The organism is Streptomyces sp. NPDC060232 (genome assembly GCF_042726555.1).
GTDB lineage: Bacteria > Actinomycetota > Actinomycetes > Streptomycetales > Streptomycetaceae > Streptomyces.
The window spans coordinates 786,289-802,327 of the sequence record NZ_JBHXAG010000001.1; the positions used below are offsets into that span (position 1 = coordinate 786,289).

General features: G+C 73.1%; 16 protein-coding genes. 4 read left to right on the forward strand and 12 right to left on the reverse strand.

Annotated elements, in window-relative coordinates; translation table 11 throughout:
- Positions 1-72 precede the first annotated feature (72 nt).
- Positions 73-1,821 carry a GAF domain-containing protein gene (locus ACFWFZ_RS03555; RefSeq protein WP_387115932.1) on the reverse strand — a complete coding sequence of 583 codons (1,749 nt, stop codon included), beginning with the start codon at positions 1,819-1,821 and terminating at the stop codon, positions 73-75.
- 430 nt (positions 1,822-2,251) lie between these two features.
- Here ACFWFZ_RS03555 and ACFWFZ_RS03560 point away from each other — a divergent pair, with 430 nt between their 5' ends.
- A complete protein-coding gene (locus ACFWFZ_RS03560) occupies positions 2,252-2,911 on the forward strand; it encodes a CBS domain-containing protein (RefSeq protein ID WP_387115935.1) in 660 nt (219 codons plus the stop codon).
- A gap of 175 nt (positions 2,912-3,086) precedes the next feature.
- Positions 3,087-4,079 carry an Acg family FMN-binding oxidoreductase gene (locus ACFWFZ_RS03565; RefSeq protein ID WP_387115938.1) on the forward strand — a complete coding sequence of 331 codons (993 nt, stop codon included), beginning with the start codon at positions 3,087-3,089 and terminating at the stop codon, positions 4,077-4,079.
- A gap of 31 nt (positions 4,080-4,110) precedes the next feature.
- Here ACFWFZ_RS03565 and ACFWFZ_RS03570 read toward each other — a convergent pair whose 3' ends face one another.
- The 10 genes from ACFWFZ_RS03570 to ACFWFZ_RS03615 all read right to left on the reverse strand — a co-directional run bounded on the left by ACFWFZ_RS03570 (position 4,111) and on the right by ACFWFZ_RS03615 (position 14,053).
- Positions 4,111-4,560 carry a universal stress protein gene (locus tag ACFWFZ_RS03570; RefSeq protein WP_387115941.1) on the reverse strand — a complete coding sequence of 150 codons (450 nt, stop codon included), beginning with the start codon at positions 4,558-4,560 and terminating at the stop codon, positions 4,111-4,113.
- Positions 4,561-4,662: 102 nt separating this feature from the next.
- A complete protein-coding gene (locus ACFWFZ_RS03575; RefSeq protein ID WP_387115943.1) occupies positions 4,663-5,739 on the reverse strand; it encodes a zinc-dependent alcohol dehydrogenase family protein in 1,077 nt (358 codons plus the stop codon).
- A gap of 180 nt (positions 5,740-5,919) precedes the next feature.
- A complete protein-coding gene (locus ACFWFZ_RS03580) occupies positions 5,920-7,125 on the reverse strand; it encodes a phosphatidylserine/phosphatidylglycerophosphate/cardiolipin synthase family protein (protein WP_387115946.1) in 1,206 nt (401 codons plus the stop codon).
- A complete protein-coding gene (locus ACFWFZ_RS03585; RefSeq protein ID WP_387115949.1) occupies positions 7,122-7,901 on the reverse strand; it encodes a restriction endonuclease in 780 nt (259 codons plus the stop codon). Before ACFWFZ_RS03585 ends, ACFWFZ_RS03580 begins: the two co-directional genes overlap by 4 nt.
- Before the next feature lie 285 nt (positions 7,902-8,186).
- Positions 8,187-8,549: an STAS domain-containing protein gene (locus ACFWFZ_RS03590; RefSeq protein WP_387116318.1), complete on the reverse strand. Its 363-nt coding sequence runs from the start codon at positions 8,547-8,549 to the stop codon at positions 8,187-8,189.
- A gap of 79 nt (positions 8,550-8,628) precedes the next feature.
- Positions 8,629-9,087 carry a response regulator gene (locus ACFWFZ_RS03595; RefSeq protein ID WP_387115952.1) on the reverse strand — a complete coding sequence of 153 codons (459 nt, stop codon included), beginning with the start codon at positions 9,085-9,087 and terminating at the stop codon, positions 8,629-8,631.
- A gap of 62 nt (positions 9,088-9,149) precedes the next feature.
- Entirely contained in the window at positions 9,150-10,784 is a 1,635-nt protein-coding gene (locus ACFWFZ_RS03600) for an ATP-binding protein (RefSeq protein ID WP_387115955.1), read from the reverse strand.
- Positions 10,781-12,073: a PP2C family protein-serine/threonine phosphatase gene (locus ACFWFZ_RS03605; RefSeq protein ID WP_387115958.1), complete on the reverse strand. Its 1,293-nt coding sequence runs from the start codon at positions 12,071-12,073 to the stop codon at positions 10,781-10,783. The genes ACFWFZ_RS03600 and ACFWFZ_RS03605 overlap by 4 nt, the downstream gene beginning before the upstream one ends.
- Before the next feature lie 188 nt (positions 12,074-12,261).
- Positions 12,262-12,789, reverse strand: a complete 528-nt coding sequence (locus tag ACFWFZ_RS03610) for a MarR family winged helix-turn-helix transcriptional regulator (protein WP_387115961.1) — start codon at positions 12,787-12,789, stop codon at positions 12,262-12,264.
- 52 nt (positions 12,790-12,841) lie between these two features.
- A complete protein-coding gene (locus ACFWFZ_RS03615; RefSeq protein WP_387115964.1) occupies positions 12,842-14,053 on the reverse strand; it encodes a PP2C family protein-serine/threonine phosphatase in 1,212 nt (403 codons plus the stop codon).
- A 101-nt stretch (positions 14,054-14,154) separates the two neighbouring features.
- Here ACFWFZ_RS03615 and ACFWFZ_RS03620 point away from each other — a divergent pair, with 101 nt between their 5' ends.
- Positions 14,155-14,655: a MarR family winged helix-turn-helix transcriptional regulator gene (locus ACFWFZ_RS03620; RefSeq protein ID WP_387115966.1), complete on the forward strand. Its 501-nt coding sequence runs from the start codon at positions 14,155-14,157 to the stop codon at positions 14,653-14,655.
- Positions 14,656-14,734: 79 nt separating this feature from the next.
- A complete protein-coding gene (locus ACFWFZ_RS03625; protein WP_387115969.1) occupies positions 14,735-15,055 on the forward strand; it encodes a DUF1905 domain-containing protein in 321 nt (106 codons plus the stop codon).
- Between the two features lie 7 nt (positions 15,056-15,062).
- On the opposite strand, the gene ACFWFZ_RS03630 is transcribed toward ACFWFZ_RS03625, so the two are convergent.
- The gene (locus ACFWFZ_RS03630; RefSeq protein ID WP_387115971.1) at positions 15,063-15,893 is read right to left on the reverse strand and encodes a phosphatase PAP2 family protein; all 831 of its coding nucleotides are present in this window, start codon (positions 15,891-15,893) and stop codon (positions 15,063-15,065) included.
- Positions 15,894-16,039 lie beyond the last annotated feature (146 nt).

Consider the following 16,039-nt stretch of genomic DNA (forward strand, 5'->3'; position numbering starts at 1 on the left):
CCTCGTTCGCCTCGTTCGCCACGTGGCACGTGCCCACCTGCCCCGGGCCCGGAGCCGGAACACGTTCCGTGGTCACGGGGTCGGTGGGGCGAGGGGCACCCACCATTCCAGACGGGTGCCCGACTCGTCCGACCCGCGCGGGCCGACCGTCATGCTGCCGTCGAGCTTCTCGGCGCGCTCTGCGAGGTTGCGCAGTCCGCTGAGGTGGCCTCCGTCGGCCAGCCCGACCCCGTTGTCCGTCACGGTGACGGTCAGGACACCGTCGTCGGCGACGATCGAGGCCTCCGCGCGGGTGGCCCTCGCGTGCCGGGCGACGTTGGACAGAGCCTCTCCGAGTACCGCGACGGCCTCGTCGGCGATGGCGGGTGGTACGTCGGTGTCGATCAGGCCTTCCATGCGCAGAGCCGGGACGAACCCGAGGCCCGCCGTCGCCTCGTCCAGGGTCTGGACCGCGCGGGAGCGCAGCTTCGCACCCGTCGCGGCGACGTCGTGCTGCCGGAGACCGAAGATCGTCGATCGGATGATCTTGATGGTGGCGTCCAGATCGTCCACGGCGTGGGCCAGCCGCTCGGACGCCTCGGGATGGTCGACGAACCGCTGGGCGCTCTGCAGTGTCATCCCGGTGGCGAAAAGGCGCTGGATGGCCAGGTCGTGGAGGTCACGGGCGATGCGGTCGTGGTCCTCCAGCAAGGTCATCTGCTCGGCGTCGCGGCGCCGGTCGGCCAGTTCGAGGGCGAGAGCCGCCTGGCCGGCGAACCCCGGCAGGGCGGCGACCTCGGCGGTCGCGAACGCCGGACGGCCGTGACGCCTGGCCAGGACCAGCACGCCGCTGAGCCTCCCCTCGGTACTCACGGCGACGGCGACGGCCGGGCCGAAGCCTGTCCATCGCTCCGGCTGCACGGTGATACGTACGTCGGCCTGTACGTCCGCTACGGCCACCAGACCGTCCTGCGCGAGCGCGGCCTCTGCCAGGGTGCCCCTCGTGCTCGCCAGGACCATGCCCCGGTGGGCTTCGGCGCAGTCTCCCAGGGCGACGGAGCCGCGCACCTCCCCGGCGCTGCCGATGAGGTAGAAGACGCCCGTGTCGGCGCTGGTGATGTCCCTGGCGCGCTCCAGCATTCCGGCGAAGACCTCGTTCTCGCAGACCCCGGACAGGAGGGAGCTGGTGACATCCGTGCCGGCCTCCAGCCAGCGCTCGCGCAGCCGGACCTCCTCGAAGAGCCGGGCGTTGTCGATGGCGATGCCGGCGGCGACGGCGAGGGTGGACAGGACCGCCTCGTCCTCGGCGTCGAACTCGGCTCCGCCGCGCTTCTCCGTGAGGTAGAGGTTCCCGAAGACGGCGTCACGCACCCGGATGGGGACCCCGAGGAAGGAGTGCACCGGCGGGTGGTGGGCCGGGAAGCCGTAGGAGGCAGGGTGCTCGGACAGCTCGGACAGCTCGGACAGCTCGGACAGCGGCAGGGGCCGCGGGTGCCGGATCACTTCCCCCAGGATGCCGTGGCCCGACGGCAGATCGCCGATTCGCGCACGGAGGTCGTCCGAGATGCCGACGGGAAGGAACTCGGCCAGCTTCCGGTCGTCGCCGATGACGCCGAGGGCGCCGTACTCCGCGTCCACGAGGACGACGGCGGCCTCGACGATGCCGCGCAGGACCTGGGGCAGATCCAGTTCGCGGCCGACCGACATGACAGCTTCCAGCAGACCGTTCAGCCGGTCCCGGGTACCCCTGGCCTCGTCGATCCGTGTCTGGAGCTCGTCAAGCAGCTCGTCCAGCCGCAACCGTGGCACACAGCCCTCGGCGGGTCGGCCGTCCGTGCTCATGTCCCACCTCCGGCCGCCGGAACGTGGAGCGGCACCTCCTCCACGGTAGTACGGCCGGGGTGGCATGTCCGCTCCGGCGGGACCGCACACCCAGCCGGTACGACGATCACCGGGCAGCCCTCGACGGGGCGGACGCGGGACTACGGGGGTGACGTGCACCCGGGTCCTTTGCCGCAGATCCGGCGTGTGGCGTGGCTTCGCAGAGCAGGGTGAGCAGGGCCCGGAGCGCCACCTCGTCGTCCGCATGATCACCGGCGACCGGCGCGACCGGCGACCGGCGACCGGCGACCGCGAAGCGCGGGGGAGAGGGTCGCCCGGGACCACGTTCGGGACCGTTCGGCCCTCGCCCGGCGGCAGCCCCGGACGGATGGTGGGGACACGCCCGACGAGGACCGGGACCTCGCATCGAACGGCGGACCAGGAGGACGGCATGAAGCACATCAGCGTGGCAGACCTGATGACCGACGAGGTCGTCTCGGTGGCGCCTGGCACCGCCTTCAAGGACGTCGCGAAACTCCTCGCCCAGTACGACATCTCCGGACTTCCCGTGCTGGACGACGAGGACCGAGTGATGGGCGTGGTCTCGCAGACGGACCTCCTGGCCCGGACGGTGCAGGCCACTCTCCCCGCCCAGGGAAACGGCACGACGGCAGAACCGCTCACCGCCGGCGACGTCATGTCCGCGCCGGCGATCACCATCCATGCCGAGGAGACAGCCGCCGACGCGGCACGGCTGCTGACACGCCGGGCCATAGAGCGGCTGCCCGTCGTGGACGAGGAGAACCGGCTGGTCGGCATCGTCACCCGAAGGGACCTGCTGCGCCTGTTCATCCGCCCCGACTCCGAAATTCGCCGACGGGTGAACGAAGAGGTCCTCACGGAGGTGCTCGGTGTACCGCGGGGCAACGTCGACGTCCATGTGGTGGACGGCATCGTCACCCTGGAGGGGCACGTCGAGCTCCGAAGCCAGCTCCCTTCGCTCGTCGGCCTGGTCGAACAGCTCGACGGAGTCGTCGCCGTGGTGTCCCACGTCACCGCCCGGACGGATGACACCGCCTCTCACGTCGGCCGCCGTGCGATTCCGTGGTAGCCCGGCACCCGGCCCGGACAGCGCGTGAGCACCGACGGGGGGCCGGTCGGTCCCCGGAAGGGCCGCTCGGTCCCTGCCCGAAGCACCCCTGATGCCGGAGCCTGGAAGTGGCGGCGCCCCGTCACCGGTCGCCGCCGTGGCGCACCGATGAGGCCGCACAGACAGGACGAGTCCCATGGCCGCAGCACACCTCGACCCCGACACCGTCGCCCGGCTCGTCGGCGACGCCGTCACCGCTCCGTCCATGCACAACGCCCAGCCCTGGAAGTTCGTCTTCCGCCCCGCCGGCGGTGTCATCGAGCTGTACGGGGACCTGGACCGCGCCATGACACGGACCGATCCGCATCACCGGGCCCTCCACCTCGGCTGCGCTGCGGCCCTGTTCAATCTGCGCGTGTCCGCGGCGCGGTACGGACTGCGGGCAGACGTGCGCCTGCTACCCGACGCATCGCAACCATGGCTCCTGGCCTCGGCGGTCCTCGACGAGCCCCCCGGCGAGGACCACGACCTGGCCGTCCTGCACGCCGCTCTGCGGCGGCGGCACACCTGCCGCTTCCCCTTCAGTGACGAGCGGGTGCCGGACGCCCTCATGGACGGTCTGAAGAGCGCCGCACGCCGGGAGGGCTGCCGACTGGCCCTCCCCGGCGACTGGCACCTGGACACCGTGCTCGGGCTGGTCCGCGACGCGGAGCACCGCGAGGACATCGACCCTCTCGTCCGGGCGGAGACCTCTGCCTGGACCTCCCCCGCACAGCCCTCGGCCGACACCCGCCGCGACGGTGTTCCCGCCGCCGCGTTCGGCCCGCGAAGCGCTGGGGGACCGGCCCCCGTCCGGGACTTCGACCGGGACCACACCGTCGCGGACCGCGGCTGGGCCGCGTTCGAGAAGCGGCCCCAGCTCGCCCTGCTCGGCACGTCGAACGACACGCGGGTGGACTGGCTGCGGGCCGGCCAGGCACTGGAACGCGTCCTCCTCCAGGCCACCGCCGACGGCCTGGCCACCTCGATGACCTCCCAGCCCCTCGAATGGTCGGAACTGCGCTGGGCAGCCCGCGACCCGCTGGAGGACATGGGCCACGTACACATGGTCCTGCGCCTCGGATACGGGCCCCTCGGGCCCGAGACACCCCGCCGCCCGGTCGCCGACGTCCTGGAGATCCGGGAGTAGCCGCCGGGTCCGGGAGCAGCCGGCGGGGGAACTACGCGGCGGGCACGTCCGGCCGGATGATGGTGACCGGGCAGGGAGCGTGAAGTGCCACCTGCTGGCTCACCGAACCGAGCAGGGCCCGGCGGAAGCCGCCGTAGCCGCGGTTGCCGACGACCAGCATGTCGGCGCCCTCGCCCTGCTCGACCAGGACCTCGGCGGGATTCCCCCGGACCAGGCGCTGGTGCACCTGGGAGGCACCGCCCTCGCCGAGGACCGTGCGGACCTCCTCGACCAGGCGCCGCTCGGCCTCCTCCTCGTCGAAATCGGCGTCCACTGCAGGAGCCGACCACGTTCCGGCGCCCGGCAGGTCCCAGGCGGTGACCGCCTCCACCTTGCCGCCCACCAGACCCGAGTACCTGACCGCCCAGCGAAGCGCGGCCTGGGACGAAGGTGATCCGTCGACACCCACTACGATCCGCGGAGCCTCACGCTGACTGTCCATCCCGTCTCACCTTTCCGATGGCTGCACTTCCACATTGTGCGAGGCGGCGACGCCCCGCCACGCGAAGCGGCCGCGCCCCCTCGGTCACGCTCGGTACGGCCCTCACTGTTCCTGAGGCGGTACGGCGACCGCGTCGTGCCGCGGCCCGCCGAGCACGACCTTGAGGGCGCCGGTCCGGCCGGCGTTCGAGAAGACGTCGTACGCCTCTTCCATCTGGTCCAGCTCGAAGCGGTGGGTGATCATCGCGGCACCGGGGAGGCGGCCCGCGGCCAACATGCGCAGGAGCATGGGGGTGGAGTGGGTGTCGACGAGACCGGTGGTGATGGTGACATCCTTGATCCACAGATCTTCGAGGTGCAGGGTGGCGGGCTTGCCGTGGACGCCGATGTTGGCGACCCGACCGCCGGGGCGGACCATGCGGGTGCACATCTCGAACGCGTCGGGCACGCCGACGGCCTCGATGACCACGTCGGCGCCGAGCCCGTCGGTCAGGTCCTCGACCAGTCGTTCGGGCTCTTCCCGCACGCCGACCGTGGCGTCGGCGCCGAGGCCGCGTGCCGCCGCGAGACGGGAGGCCGCGAGGTCGACGGCGACGATCAGGCCAGGGCTGTAGAGCTGTGCGGTGGCGATGGCGGCCAGGCCGATGGGGCCGGCGCCGACCACGACGACGGTGTCGCCCGGACCCACCTTCCCGTTGAGCACACCCACCTCGTAGGAGGTGGGGAAGATGTCAGCGAGCAGGACGGCTTCGTGGCTGTCCACGGTGGCGGGCAGCGGGTGGACGGAGAGGTCGGCGAAGGGAACGCGTACGTACTCGGCCTGGGTCCCGTCGACGGTGTGGCCCAGGACCCAGCCGCCGCCCCCGCGGCACTGGCCGTAGCGGCCCTCACGGCAGAAGCGGCAGCGGCCGCAGGAGGAGATGCAGGAGACAAGGACCCGGTCACCTGGGCGGACACTGCGGACGTCGCTGCCGGTCTCCACCACCGTGCCGACGGCCTCGTGGCCCAGGATCCGTCCCGGGGTCACTTCGGGGACGTCGCCCTTGACGATGTGCAGGTCGGTGCCGCAGATGGTGACGGCGTCGACCTTGACGACCGCGTCGGCGGCGTCCTTGATCGAGGGGTCCGGGACCTCCTGCCAGGAGGTCTGGCCGGGACCGTGGAAGACGAGCGCCTTCATGACTGCCGCCTCTCTGTGCTGCACGCAAGCGTGTGGGGGAGAGCTCACAGCCAGGCTGTGCCCGCCCGCCCCCGTCCCGCTTGGGCCGGTCGGCCCTACCCGGGGGACCGGTCGGTCCCCGTCGCGCCACGGTCGTGCGCGACGCCCCACGGCGTGGCCGCCGGCCACCGCCGCACCGCCTCACAGGAAGCGGCGCAGCGGCCGGATCGAGAGTTCCCGGGCGCGCTGGAGTGCGGAGCGGCGGCGCCAGCGGCCCGGAGCGATGCGCGTGCTGGCCCGGAGGTCCTCGTCGTAGTGCTCGTCCAGGGTGCGGGTGACGGCCGGGTCCATGACGGCCAGCATGACCTCCTCGTCGTGGTCGAGCGAGCGGCGGTTGACGTTCGACGAGCCGATGAGGGAGACCACCCCGTCCATCGTCATGATCTTGGCGTGCATCATGGTCGGCTGGTACTGGTGGATGCGCACCCCCGCGGCGGTGAGCGCCTCGTAGTGGTGCTGGCCCGCCAGCTGGCACACCCGCTTGTCGGTGTGCGGGCCGGGCAGCAGGATCTCGACGGTCACGCCCCGGCGGGCGGTGGCGGACAGCAGCTCGACGAAGTAGTCGTCGGGGGCGAAGTACGCGGTCGCCAGGCGCACGCGCTCCTCCGCCGATTCCAGGACGACCCGCATCAGCGTCTGCATGTCCTGCCACCCGAAGGCGGCCGAGCCGCGCACCACCTGGACCACGGCGGAGCCGGTCGGCTCGTGGCTCACGAAACGGTCGCGGTCGTCGAAGAGTTCGGGATGGCACTCCGCCCAGTTCTGGGCGAACGCCGCGGCGATCCCGTCGACGGCCGGCCCGCGGACCTCGGCGTGCGTGTCACGCCATTCGTGCGGGTTGCGGGCGTCGCCGCACCACTCCTCGGCTATGCCGACGCCGCCGGTGAACGCGGTCCGTTCGTCGACGACCAGCACCTTGCGGTGGCAGCGGTGGTTCTGCTTGAGCGGGGAGAGGAAGACGGGTCTGCGGAACCAGGCGACGTCCACCCCGGCCGTGCTCATCCGGTCCAGCAGGTCCTGTTCGATCAGGCGGCTGCCGAAGCCGTCCAGCAGCAGCCGCACGCGCACGCCGTGGCGGGCCCGATCGGCCAGGGCCTCGGCGAACCGGCGGGCGATGTCGCCCTTCCAGTAGACGAAGGTCATCATGTCGACGGTGTGCCGGGCGCAGGAGACGGCGTCGAGCATCGCGGCGAAGATCTCGTCGCCGTTGCGCAACACACGTACGGAGTTCCCCTCGGTCGCCGCGATGCCGATGAGGCGTTCCAGGCGGCGCCGGATGCGGTGGATCCGCTGGTCGGCCCGGTCGGCGGCGTCGACCGGGGTGGTGGCGGTGTCGGCGGTCGTCATGGCGTGGCTCCTCGGGCAGGGGCGGACGGGGCAGGTGCGGGCGCGCCGGCGCCGGACTCCCACGGGGGAAGCGCCTGCTGTTCGGTCCAGGCCGCCAGGGCCTCGCCGTCGACGCGCACTATCCCGCAGGTGTCGGCGTACTCCGCGGCGGGCGCGGTGAAGGAGCTGGTCGTCACGAGGACGGCGACATCGGCCTCGTGGACCGCGAAGCAGGTTCCGCCGAAGCGCTGGAGGTCCTGCGAGCCGACCCGGTTGTCCTCGGCGTAGTGCTTGCACTGGAGCACGACGCGGCGCCCGTCCGCCGTCGTCGCGAGGACGTCGGCGCCCAGGTCGCCCGCGCCGCCGACCACCTCCACCGAGGTGCAGCCGTCGCGTGCGCACAGGGCGGCCACCGCGTGCTCGAAGCCGTCGGCGTCGACCGCGGCGTGGTCCAGGGCGTCACCCCCGACGTCGGGGAGGTTAACAGGCGCCTCCGCGTACCCGACGGGCCGCGGGGCGCCCGACCGGCGCCGGACGGGCGCGAAGCCCCACTTCGCCAGGAGCGCGCCCAGCAGCAGTACGGCCAGGGCGGCGACCGGGGTCACCGGGAGCCTGACGCCGTCCGCCGGGGCGGCCCTCAGGAAGGCGGCCACGCCCGCGACGGCGGTCCCGAGCAGCCCGAGCGCGAGCACGGCGTCGCGCCCCAGGCCGGTCCGCCCCGTACGCCCCGGGCCGGGGCGTCCCGCCGCTCCGGCGCCGCGTACGGACGCGGGTACACCTTCCTCGGATGTGGTCATACGAGTCCCCCTCCCGCCCCGGCCCACGGCGGACGCCGAAGCCTGTTCGACGCCCGTATGGCCGAAATCCCCGGGCTGAAACCGGTAGGGGGTCTCAAAACCGTCGGCGATCCCCCTGAGGATCCGCCGCGCCTTCGAGCGGGACGACGACCTCGATGCGTTTGCCGCTGCGTGCGCCGGGGGTGATCGTCACGCTCCGCGTGAGGCGGATCACCAGCGGCCGTCCGAAGCCGCCCGGCCCGTCGCCGCCCCGGCGGGACGGGTGGGCGGGGTCGGGGAACGCCGTCAGCCCTTCCGGGGCGGGACGACCACGACCATGCCCTCGGCCACGCTGGGCGCGGTGGCGAAGGCCTGTTCGGCACCGGTGAGCTCCAGCAGCCGGGCCAGCCGGCTCGGCACGGTCCCCGCCAGGACCACCGGCCGGTCCAGCGCGGGCTGCAGCAGGATGCTGAGCGCGGTCGAGTCCACGAAGGTCACCCCGGTGACGTCCAGTACGAACCGGGCTACACCGGGCACTGCGGGATCCATCGCGGTCCGCAGATCGGCCACGTTGTCCATGTCGAACTCACCCGCCATCACGACGATGCGCACGTCCCCGGCGGAGCGGGTCTCCACGCGACTGCGTGCCCCGGTGTTGTGCGTGTCCATGCTGCTCACGTCCGTCTTCCCCACATTTCCGTCCGCGTTCCCGAACCGTTGCGCCCCGTCACCGGCCCCGCCGCCTGCCTCACCGTGCGCGGGGGAGCTTGACCACGGTGACGAAGAAGTCGTCGATCTGCTGGATCGCCCGGATGAACTGGTCGAGGTCGACCGGCTTCGTCACGTAGGCGTTGGCGTGCAGCTTGTAGCTGCGCAGGATGTCCTCCTCGGCCGCCGAGGTGGTGAGCACGACCACGGGGATGTGGTTCAGCTCCGGGTCCGTCTTGATCTGTTCGAGGACCTGCCGTCCGTCGTACTTGGGCAGATTCAGGTCGAGCAGGATCAGATCGGGACGCGGGGCGTTGGCGTGCTCGCCGCGGCGGTACAGGAAGTCCAGGGCCTCCAGACCGTCCCGCACGACATGCAGCACGTTCCCGATCTTGTTGTCCTCGAAGGCCTCGCGGGTCATCAGCTCGTCGCCCGCGTCGTCCTCGACCAGCAGGACTTCGGCGGGGGCGGCCTGGGGCCGGTCTGCGGGAGTGCTCATCGGAGGGTTCCTTCGGTAGGTACGGGAGCGTGCGCTCCGGCATCGGCGCCGGACCCCGCGGTCTAGGCCGCGCCGGGGGCGGCGGTGCCGCTGTCGGTGGGGGCAGTGGCGACGGGCAGGGTGAAGACGATCCGGGTGCCTTCCCGGTGGTCGGCGTCGATGCGGATGCGCCCGCCCGCGTGCTCGACGATCTTCTTGCAGAGCGAGAGGCCGATCCCGGTGCCGCCGTAGGTCTCCCGGCCGTGCAGCCGCTGGAAGATGACGAACACCTTCTCGGCGAACTCGGCCGGTACGCCGATGCCGTTGTCGGTGACGGTGAAGGTGTGGAAGCCCGCTTCCGCCTCGGGGCCGCCGGCCACGGCCACCTCGATACGCGGAGCGCGGTCAGGCGAGCGGAACTTGACCGCGTTGCCCACCAGGTTCTGCCACAACATCGTCAGGAGCGTCGGGTCGCCGACCGTGTCCGGGAGCCGCTCGGGCCGGGTGATCTCCGCGCCGCTCTCCTCCACGGCGGCGGCCAGGTTGCGCAGCGCCCGGTCCAGGGTGCCGTCCAACTCGACCGTCTCGCGCGCGTCCTGGACCCGGCCCACCCGGGAGAAGGTCAGCAGGTCGTTGATGAGCACCTGCATCCGCTTGGCGCCGTCGACGGCGAAGCCGATGTACTGGGCGCCGCGTTCGTCGAGCTGGTCCCCGTACCGCTTCTCCAGCAGCTGGCAGAAGGAGGCCACCTTGCGCAGCGGTTCCTGGAGGTCGTGCGAGGCCACGTACGCGAACTGCTCCAGCTCGGCATTGGAGCGGCGCAGCTCCACCGCCTGCGCGTCGAGCTCGGCGGCCGTGCGGTCGAGCCGTTCGGCATTGCGCCGCGAAGCCTTCAGCTCGGCCACGGTTCGGTGCCGCATGGCCTCCACCGCCTGCGCCAGGGCGCGTAGATCGGAGGGGCCGCGCAGGGGGATCTCCTCCTCGAAGGCCCCGTCCGCCACCCGCTGGGAGGCGGTCCGCACCAGGGCGAGCGGGCGCAGCACGCCCACGTGGAGCAGCACCGCGAGCGCGGAGCCGGCCAGCAGGAAGGCCGCGACGATCGCCAGCAGGATGTGGTCGCGCTGCGTGCGCGCATCGCCGAAGGTGGCACGGGCGTCGGCCTGGATGCGGTCCAGACGCGCCTGCTGGGCGGCGATCCGGCGGCGGACCTCGTCGAAGCGGTCCTTGCCGGCCTGGAGGGACGGCGGGGCGGTGCCGTTCTCCACGGAGGCGACGGCGGGGGCCGCGAACTGCTCGCGCCAGGTCCGGGCGGCCTCCTGGACGGCCGCCAGGTCCTCGCGCACGCCGTCGTCGCCGACATCGCCGGAGAGGACCGTCGCCAGGCGCTGGGCGGCCGCGGTCTCGTCGGCCAGCCCTCGTTCGTACGGTTCCAGCAGCGCCGGCTCGTCGGCGAGCAGGTAGCCGCGGACCCCGGTCTCCTGGTCCAGCAGGGCCGTCTCCAGCCGCAGGGCGTCCCGCTGGGCGGGCAGGATTCCGTCGACGAGCCGGTTCCCGGCCGTCGTGGTGTGGGACAGCAGGGCCGCGCCGAGCGCGCCCGTGCCGACGACCATGAGGGCGAGCGCCACCAGCACGGTGGTCAGCCAGACCTGGAGGCTCGGCCCCCGGCGGACCGGAGCCCGTCCGGGGGGCGATGCGGGAGGCTGTGCGGGGGAGGTCACGTGGAGGAGTTCCATTCGAGGTGGAGGACGGCGACATCGTCGGCCAGGCCGCCCCAGTCCGCGGCGAGGCCCTGCGCCGCCTGGATCAGCGTGTCGACGAACGGTTCCGCGGGCAGGTCGGCGTGCTTGCGGGCGATCTCCAGCAGGCCCGCCTCGTCGAGGCGGTCGGAGCCGGGGCCGATGCGCCCTTCGATCAGGCCGTCCGTGAAGAGCATCACGGCGCCGCCCGCCTCCAGTGCCACCTCGGTGACGGGCCAGCCGGCCTCCCAGCCGGGCAGGATGCCCAGCGCGGGCCCGCCCGGAACGGTGCGCAACTCCACACCGGCCGCGGAACGTACCAGGAAACCGGGGTGACCCGCGCGCTGTACGGAGACGGTACGGGTGCCGGCAGGCCGGGTGAGGGAGACGAGGGTGGCGAAGATCTCGGGGCCGGAGCGCTCCGCCAGCAGGATCCGCTCCAGAAGCCCGAGCAGTTCGGCGCCGCGGGCGCCCGCCATGACGAAGGACCGCCAGGCCACGCGGAGGCACACGCCCAGCGCCGCCTCGCTGGGGCCATGGCCCGACACGTCGCCGACGACGGCGTGCGTGGCCCCGTCGGGAGTCTGGACGACATCGTAGAAGTCCCCGCCGAGCAGCGTCTGGGCGCGCCCGGGGTGGTAGCGGGCGCAGACGGTGACGGCGTCGGCCGCGTCGTCGAGCAGCAGCGGCGTGGGAAGCAGGCCGCGTTCGAGGCGCGCGTTCTCCTCGGCCCGCAGTCTGCCCGCCTGGAGGGCGGCGGCCGCCAGCTCGGTGCGCTTGCGCTGGATCGCGTAGCGGATCGCCCGCATGAAGACGTCGGCCTCCAGGCGTCCCTTGACCAGGTAGTCCTGGGCGCCGGCCGCGACGGCGGTCAGCCCCGCCCGCTCCTCCGACAGGCCCGTCAGGACGACGACCGCGGCCTCGGCGGACACGGCGAGGACCTTCTTCAGCCCGTCCAGGCCCTGGGCGTCGGGCAGGTGCAGGTCCAGCAGGACGCACTCGGGGGCCTCGGCCCGCAGCAGACGCAGGGCGTCGGCGAGTGAGCTGGCCCGCCCGAGGCGGACCTCGATCCCGCTGTCCTCCACGAGTTCCTCGACGAGCACGGCGTCGCCCTCGTCGTCCTCGATGAGCAGGACGTACGGCGGTACGCCGTTCCACAGCGCCAGCGAGTCGTCCTGCGTTGCGCAGGACGACTGCCGGGGCCGGACCACCGGCTGCTGCGGTGTGCGGGCGGCCGGGCGCTGGGCCCCGAGCCCGGGAGTGCTCACCATGGCGTCGCGTCTGTCCCTTCTGGTCTCGGACGGCGGACGCCCGAGGGACGCCTGGTTGCGTCGGACAAGCCTAGAGTGATCATTTGCCGTCAGGCAATATTTTACGAACTCAATGAGTCTGCCATCTCCGCGGACCGACCGGTAACCACCCCCATGAACCGGGGGCGCGGCGGCCGCGCCCCCGGCCGTCAGGCGCTGCCGGGTACGGCGGCAGGGGGCGGCCCCGCGCAGGAGGGGCCGGTGTCCGCGACGGGGCCGTCGGCCGGGTAGGAGCCCGCCGCGGCCTCCCGGAACGCCTCCAGGCCCGCCACCAGCGCGTCCACCGCCTCGGGTGCCATCCGCCCGAGCACCGCCGACAGCTCGCGCACCCGGATGGCCCGCCGCTCGTCCAGCAGTGCGCGCCCCCGCGGCGTGAGCCGCACCTCCACCTCGCGCCGCCGGGACGGATGGGGCGACCGGGTCAGCAGCCCCATCGCCTCCAGCCGGTCGCAGAGCCGGGTGACCGACGGCGGACGGGAACCGAGCACGTCGCCCAGGGTCCGCAGATTGGCGCCCTCGGCGCCCTCCACGGCGAGCAGCGCCCGCAGCTGCGACGGCGATACGGCCGGTTCCACACCGTCCTGGCCCCTGGCGTGCAGCACCGCGAGGAGATCCGCCGCGGCGGCGAGGGCCGCGGCCGGGTCCTCGTGGGCGCCGGAGCGGCCGGGACGGGGCATGGCACCACTGTGCCACTGTCCGGCGCCGTGGGCCCCGGCCGCCCCGTGGCCCCTACCGCCCGCCGCCTGCCCCGGTACCGGGCCGGCCGTGCCAGTCGAGGCAGACGACCATCGCGTCGTCGGCGGCGTCCACGCCGCCCCGGTACCCCGGCAGCTCCTCCAGGAGCGCCCGCGGCACCTGCGAGGGCGGCAGCAGCCGCGTGTTCATGACCGCCCGGGTCAGGGCGTGCAGGGCGTACGGCTCGCCGGCGGGGGAGAGGACGTCGTAGACGCCGTCGCTCAGGAAGAACAGCCGGTCCCCGGGCAGCACCCGGAAGCGCTGGGAGGTGTACACGGTGTCCTCGAACATGCCGAGCGGCAGCTGCGCCTCCAGCTCGAACCGCTCCACGCTGCCCCCGCGCAGCCGCCAGACCCGGGGCGACCCGGCGTCGATGACCTCGACCTCGCCGGTCTCCAGGTCGAAGCGGAGCAGCAGCATCGCCAGGTGCAGCCGCCCCTGGTACTGGCCGTAGAGGGCCTGGTCCGCCAGGGCCGCCTGGTCGGCGAGGTCGAGGCCCGCCCGCCGGGCGTTGCGCAGGGCACTCACGGCGAGGCTGGTCAGCAGCGCCGCGTCGATGCCCTCACCCATGCCGTTGTTGACGGTCAGCGTCAGATGGTCCGCGGAGGCCGACCAGTCGAAGCTGTCGCCGAAGACGGCGTACGCGGGCTCCAGCTGGGCCCCGAGGTCGTACTCGGGCCGGGAGCACGAGCGTCCCGGCAGCAGCTGCCACTGCATCTCGGCGGCCAGGGTGAGTCTCCTGGCCCGGCGCGCCTGCAGGAAGAAGTCGGTGTCGCGGTCGGCGACGAGGATCTCGTGGGCCAGCGCGTCGGCCACGTCCTGCAGCGGGCCGATGTGTACGCCCACCGGGACCCCGGACGGGTAGCGGACACTCAGGACCCCGAGCCGGTCGCCGCGCACGGTCACCGGCAGGTGGACGGTGACACCGTCCTCCCCGGGGACCACGTGCGCCTCCTGAGCACCGAAGGCCCGGCCCTCGGCACTGTTGTACGCCGACACGGAGTCGGCGGTGAACGGCTGCGCCGTGACGGGCTGGAGGCGTGCCGAGGCGTAGTCGGCCATCAGCAGTTCGGCGCCGGCCGCCCCGTGGTCGCGGGCCAGGATGGCCCGGACCTCCTCGAACAGCGCGTGCGGGGCGGCGCCGCGCAGCACCCGCTCGACGTTTCCGCCGCCCCCGACACCCTCGCCGCGTACGCCTCTCGTCACCGGCCCCGTACCTGTCTCTCTCGTAACTGCCACTATGGGGGACGACGAAGCCGCCGGTCCGCCGGGGAAGGGCTGCGCGTACGTCCGGTAGGGAGTGTCACATGGGTCAGCGGTCGATCGGCTCCCCGCGGCCGGCCGTGTCGGCGGTGGCGGAGATGAGCGAGCTGATCGAGCTGCTGGAAGTGGTCTGGGAACGGGGCCGGGACACGGCCAGTGCCGCGCCCGTCTCCTCCGCGCAGGCGCGGGTGCTGTTCCTCGTCGAGGCGAACGACCAGCTGAACCTGCGTGACCTCGGCAGGCTGCTGGAGGCGGCCCCGCCGTCCGTCACCCGGCTGTGCGACCGCCTGCAGGCCGTGGGCTTCCTCGAACGGCACCCCGGGACCGACGACCGCCGCGAGGTGCTGCTCGGGCTGACACCCGCAGGCCGTACCTACCTCGAACGACTGCGCGCCCGCAGGCAGGAGGCGCTGGCCGAGGCGATGGCCGCGATGCCGGAGGCCTCGCGGGCCGCCCTGGCCACGGGGCTCGCCGACTTCTGCGCTGCGGTCGCGAAGCCGCTGCGGCTGCCCTCCCCGAACTCCTTCACCACCAGGACGGCCTGACGCGGGCGGAGGCTTTGCGTAGGGTGGGCGGGCCACCGGCACTGCCTGCCGCTCGCCGTCCCGAGGAGGGAACGTCTTGATGGACATGGTCTTCGCCGGCCGGGTGATCGAGTGGCGCGGCCCCGCGCCGTACTACTTCGTCCCCGTGCCGGAAGAGCAGTCCGCCGACGTGCGGCAGGTGGCGGCCCTGGCCACGTACGGCTGGGGCGTGGTCCCGGTCGAGGCCCGCATCGGCGAAGCCGTCTTCGAGACGTCGCTGTTCCCGAGGGACGGCGGATACCTGCTGCCCCTCAAGAACGCCGTACGGAACCCGCTGGGGCTGGTCGCGGGCGACGACGTCACCGTGGAGATGAGCGTTCGGACCACCGCCGTCAACGGCCGCCGCGCACAGCGGCTTTGAGCCGAGATCAGCTTCCACGCCCAGCGGACGGGGGCGTGGCGGCGGGAGGGGCTTCCGGGTCGGTGGCGCAGGAGATCTCCGGCTCCAGGCCCTCGCTCACCGCCGTACGCGGGCGGCCGGTGTCGGCCCGCCAGGCCTCGAAGGCCAGGGTGGTCGCCGTGACCACGGCGATGCCGAGCAGCCAGCCCCCGACGACGTCACTCACCCAGTGCACCCCCAGTGCGACCCGGGTGTAGCCGACCCCCAGGACCGCCGTCGCCGCGAGCCCCCACGGCAACGGCCGCCAGGCGCGGGGCACCAGCGGGAGCAGGACCAGCAGAAGGACGGCGCTGGAGGTCATGGCCGTCATGGCATGGCCGGAGGGGAAGGAGAAGCCGGGCGCGTGGGCGACGGGTTCCGGCAGGTGCGGGCGGGCTCGCTCCACCGCGTTCTTGACCAGGAACCCGATCAGCGCCCCGGACACCGCCGTGACACCGGCCCACGTCGCCAGCCGCCACGCCCGCCGGGTCAGGAGCCACACCACCAGGGCCGCCACCAGCAGGCGCATGGTCACCGGGTCCCACACCACGCCGGTGAAGAAGTCCAGGACGCCTACCCAGGCCGGGTGTTCGAGGGCGGTACGGTGCAGCCGCTCCGCGGTGGTCCGGTCGAGCCGGTACAGCGGAGGCCACCGGGACTCGACGAGTACGAGGGCCAGGGCGAACGGCACCGCCACCGCGGCCGTGGCCGTCACCGCCAGCACCAGTCTGCGGCCGAACGCCGCGTCGGGCCCCGAGTGCCGGGCCAGCAGTGCTCGGACGGTGCCGAGGCGTCGGGTACGGACAGTGCGCTGTGCCATGGCGGCGAAACCTGCCTTCGGGGAGGGTTCGTAACGGGCGGATAGGCGGACGGGCGGGTGCGGTGTCAGACGCCGAGGTCCCGGGCCGCCGGGGTACCCGGCTGGCGGTTCCCGCCGTTTCCTACACGGCGCCCGCGGTCAGAGCC

Excerpts from the sequence above, each read along its gene's own strand:
- ACFWFZ_RS03555 (WP_387115932.1), bottom strand. The coding sequence starts at position 1,821 with ATGAGCACGGACGGCCGACCCGCCGAGGGCTGTGTGCCACGGTTGCGG.
- ACFWFZ_RS03560 (WP_387115935.1), top strand. The coding sequence starts at position 2,252 with ATGAAGCACATCAGCGTGGCAGACCTGATGACCGACGAGGTCGTCTCG.
- ACFWFZ_RS03565 (WP_387115938.1), top strand. The coding sequence starts at position 3,087 with ATGGCCGCAGCACACCTCGACCCCGACACCGTCGCCCGGCTCGTCGGC.
- ACFWFZ_RS03570 (WP_387115941.1), bottom strand. The coding sequence starts at position 4,560 with ATGGACAGTCAGCGTGAGGCTCCGCGGATCGTAGTGGGTGTCGACGGA.
- ACFWFZ_RS03575 (WP_387115943.1), bottom strand. The coding sequence starts at position 5,739 with ATGAAGGCGCTCGTCTTCCACGGTCCCGGCCAGACCTCCTGGCAGGAG.
- ACFWFZ_RS03580 (WP_387115946.1), bottom strand. The coding sequence starts at position 7,125 with ATGACGACCGCCGACACCGCCACCACCCCGGTCGACGCCGCCGACCGG.
- ACFWFZ_RS03585 (WP_387115949.1), bottom strand. The coding sequence starts at position 7,901 with ATGACCACATCCGAGGAAGGTGTACCCGCGTCCGTACGCGGCGCCGGA.
- ACFWFZ_RS03590 (WP_387116318.1), bottom strand. The coding sequence starts at position 8,549 with ATGGACACGCACAACACCGGGGCACGCAGTCGCGTGGAGACCCGCTCC.
- ACFWFZ_RS03595 (WP_387115952.1), bottom strand. The coding sequence starts at position 9,087 with ATGAGCACTCCCGCAGACCGGCCCCAGGCCGCCCCCGCCGAAGTCCTG.
- ACFWFZ_RS03605 (WP_387115958.1), bottom strand. The coding sequence starts at position 12,073 with ATGGTGAGCACTCCCGGGCTCGGGGCCCAGCGCCCGGCCGCCCGCACA.
- ACFWFZ_RS03610 (WP_387115961.1), bottom strand. The coding sequence starts at position 12,789 with ATGCCCCGTCCCGGCCGCTCCGGCGCCCACGAGGACCCGGCCGCGGCC.
- ACFWFZ_RS03620 (WP_387115966.1), top strand. The coding sequence starts at position 14,155 with ATGGGTCAGCGGTCGATCGGCTCCCCGCGGCCGGCCGTGTCGGCGGTG.
- ACFWFZ_RS03625 (WP_387115969.1), top strand. The coding sequence starts at position 14,735 with ATGGACATGGTCTTCGCCGGCCGGGTGATCGAGTGGCGCGGCCCCGCG.
- ACFWFZ_RS03630 (WP_387115971.1), bottom strand. The coding sequence starts at position 15,893 with ATGGCACAGCGCACTGTCCGTACCCGACGCCTCGGCACCGTCCGAGCA.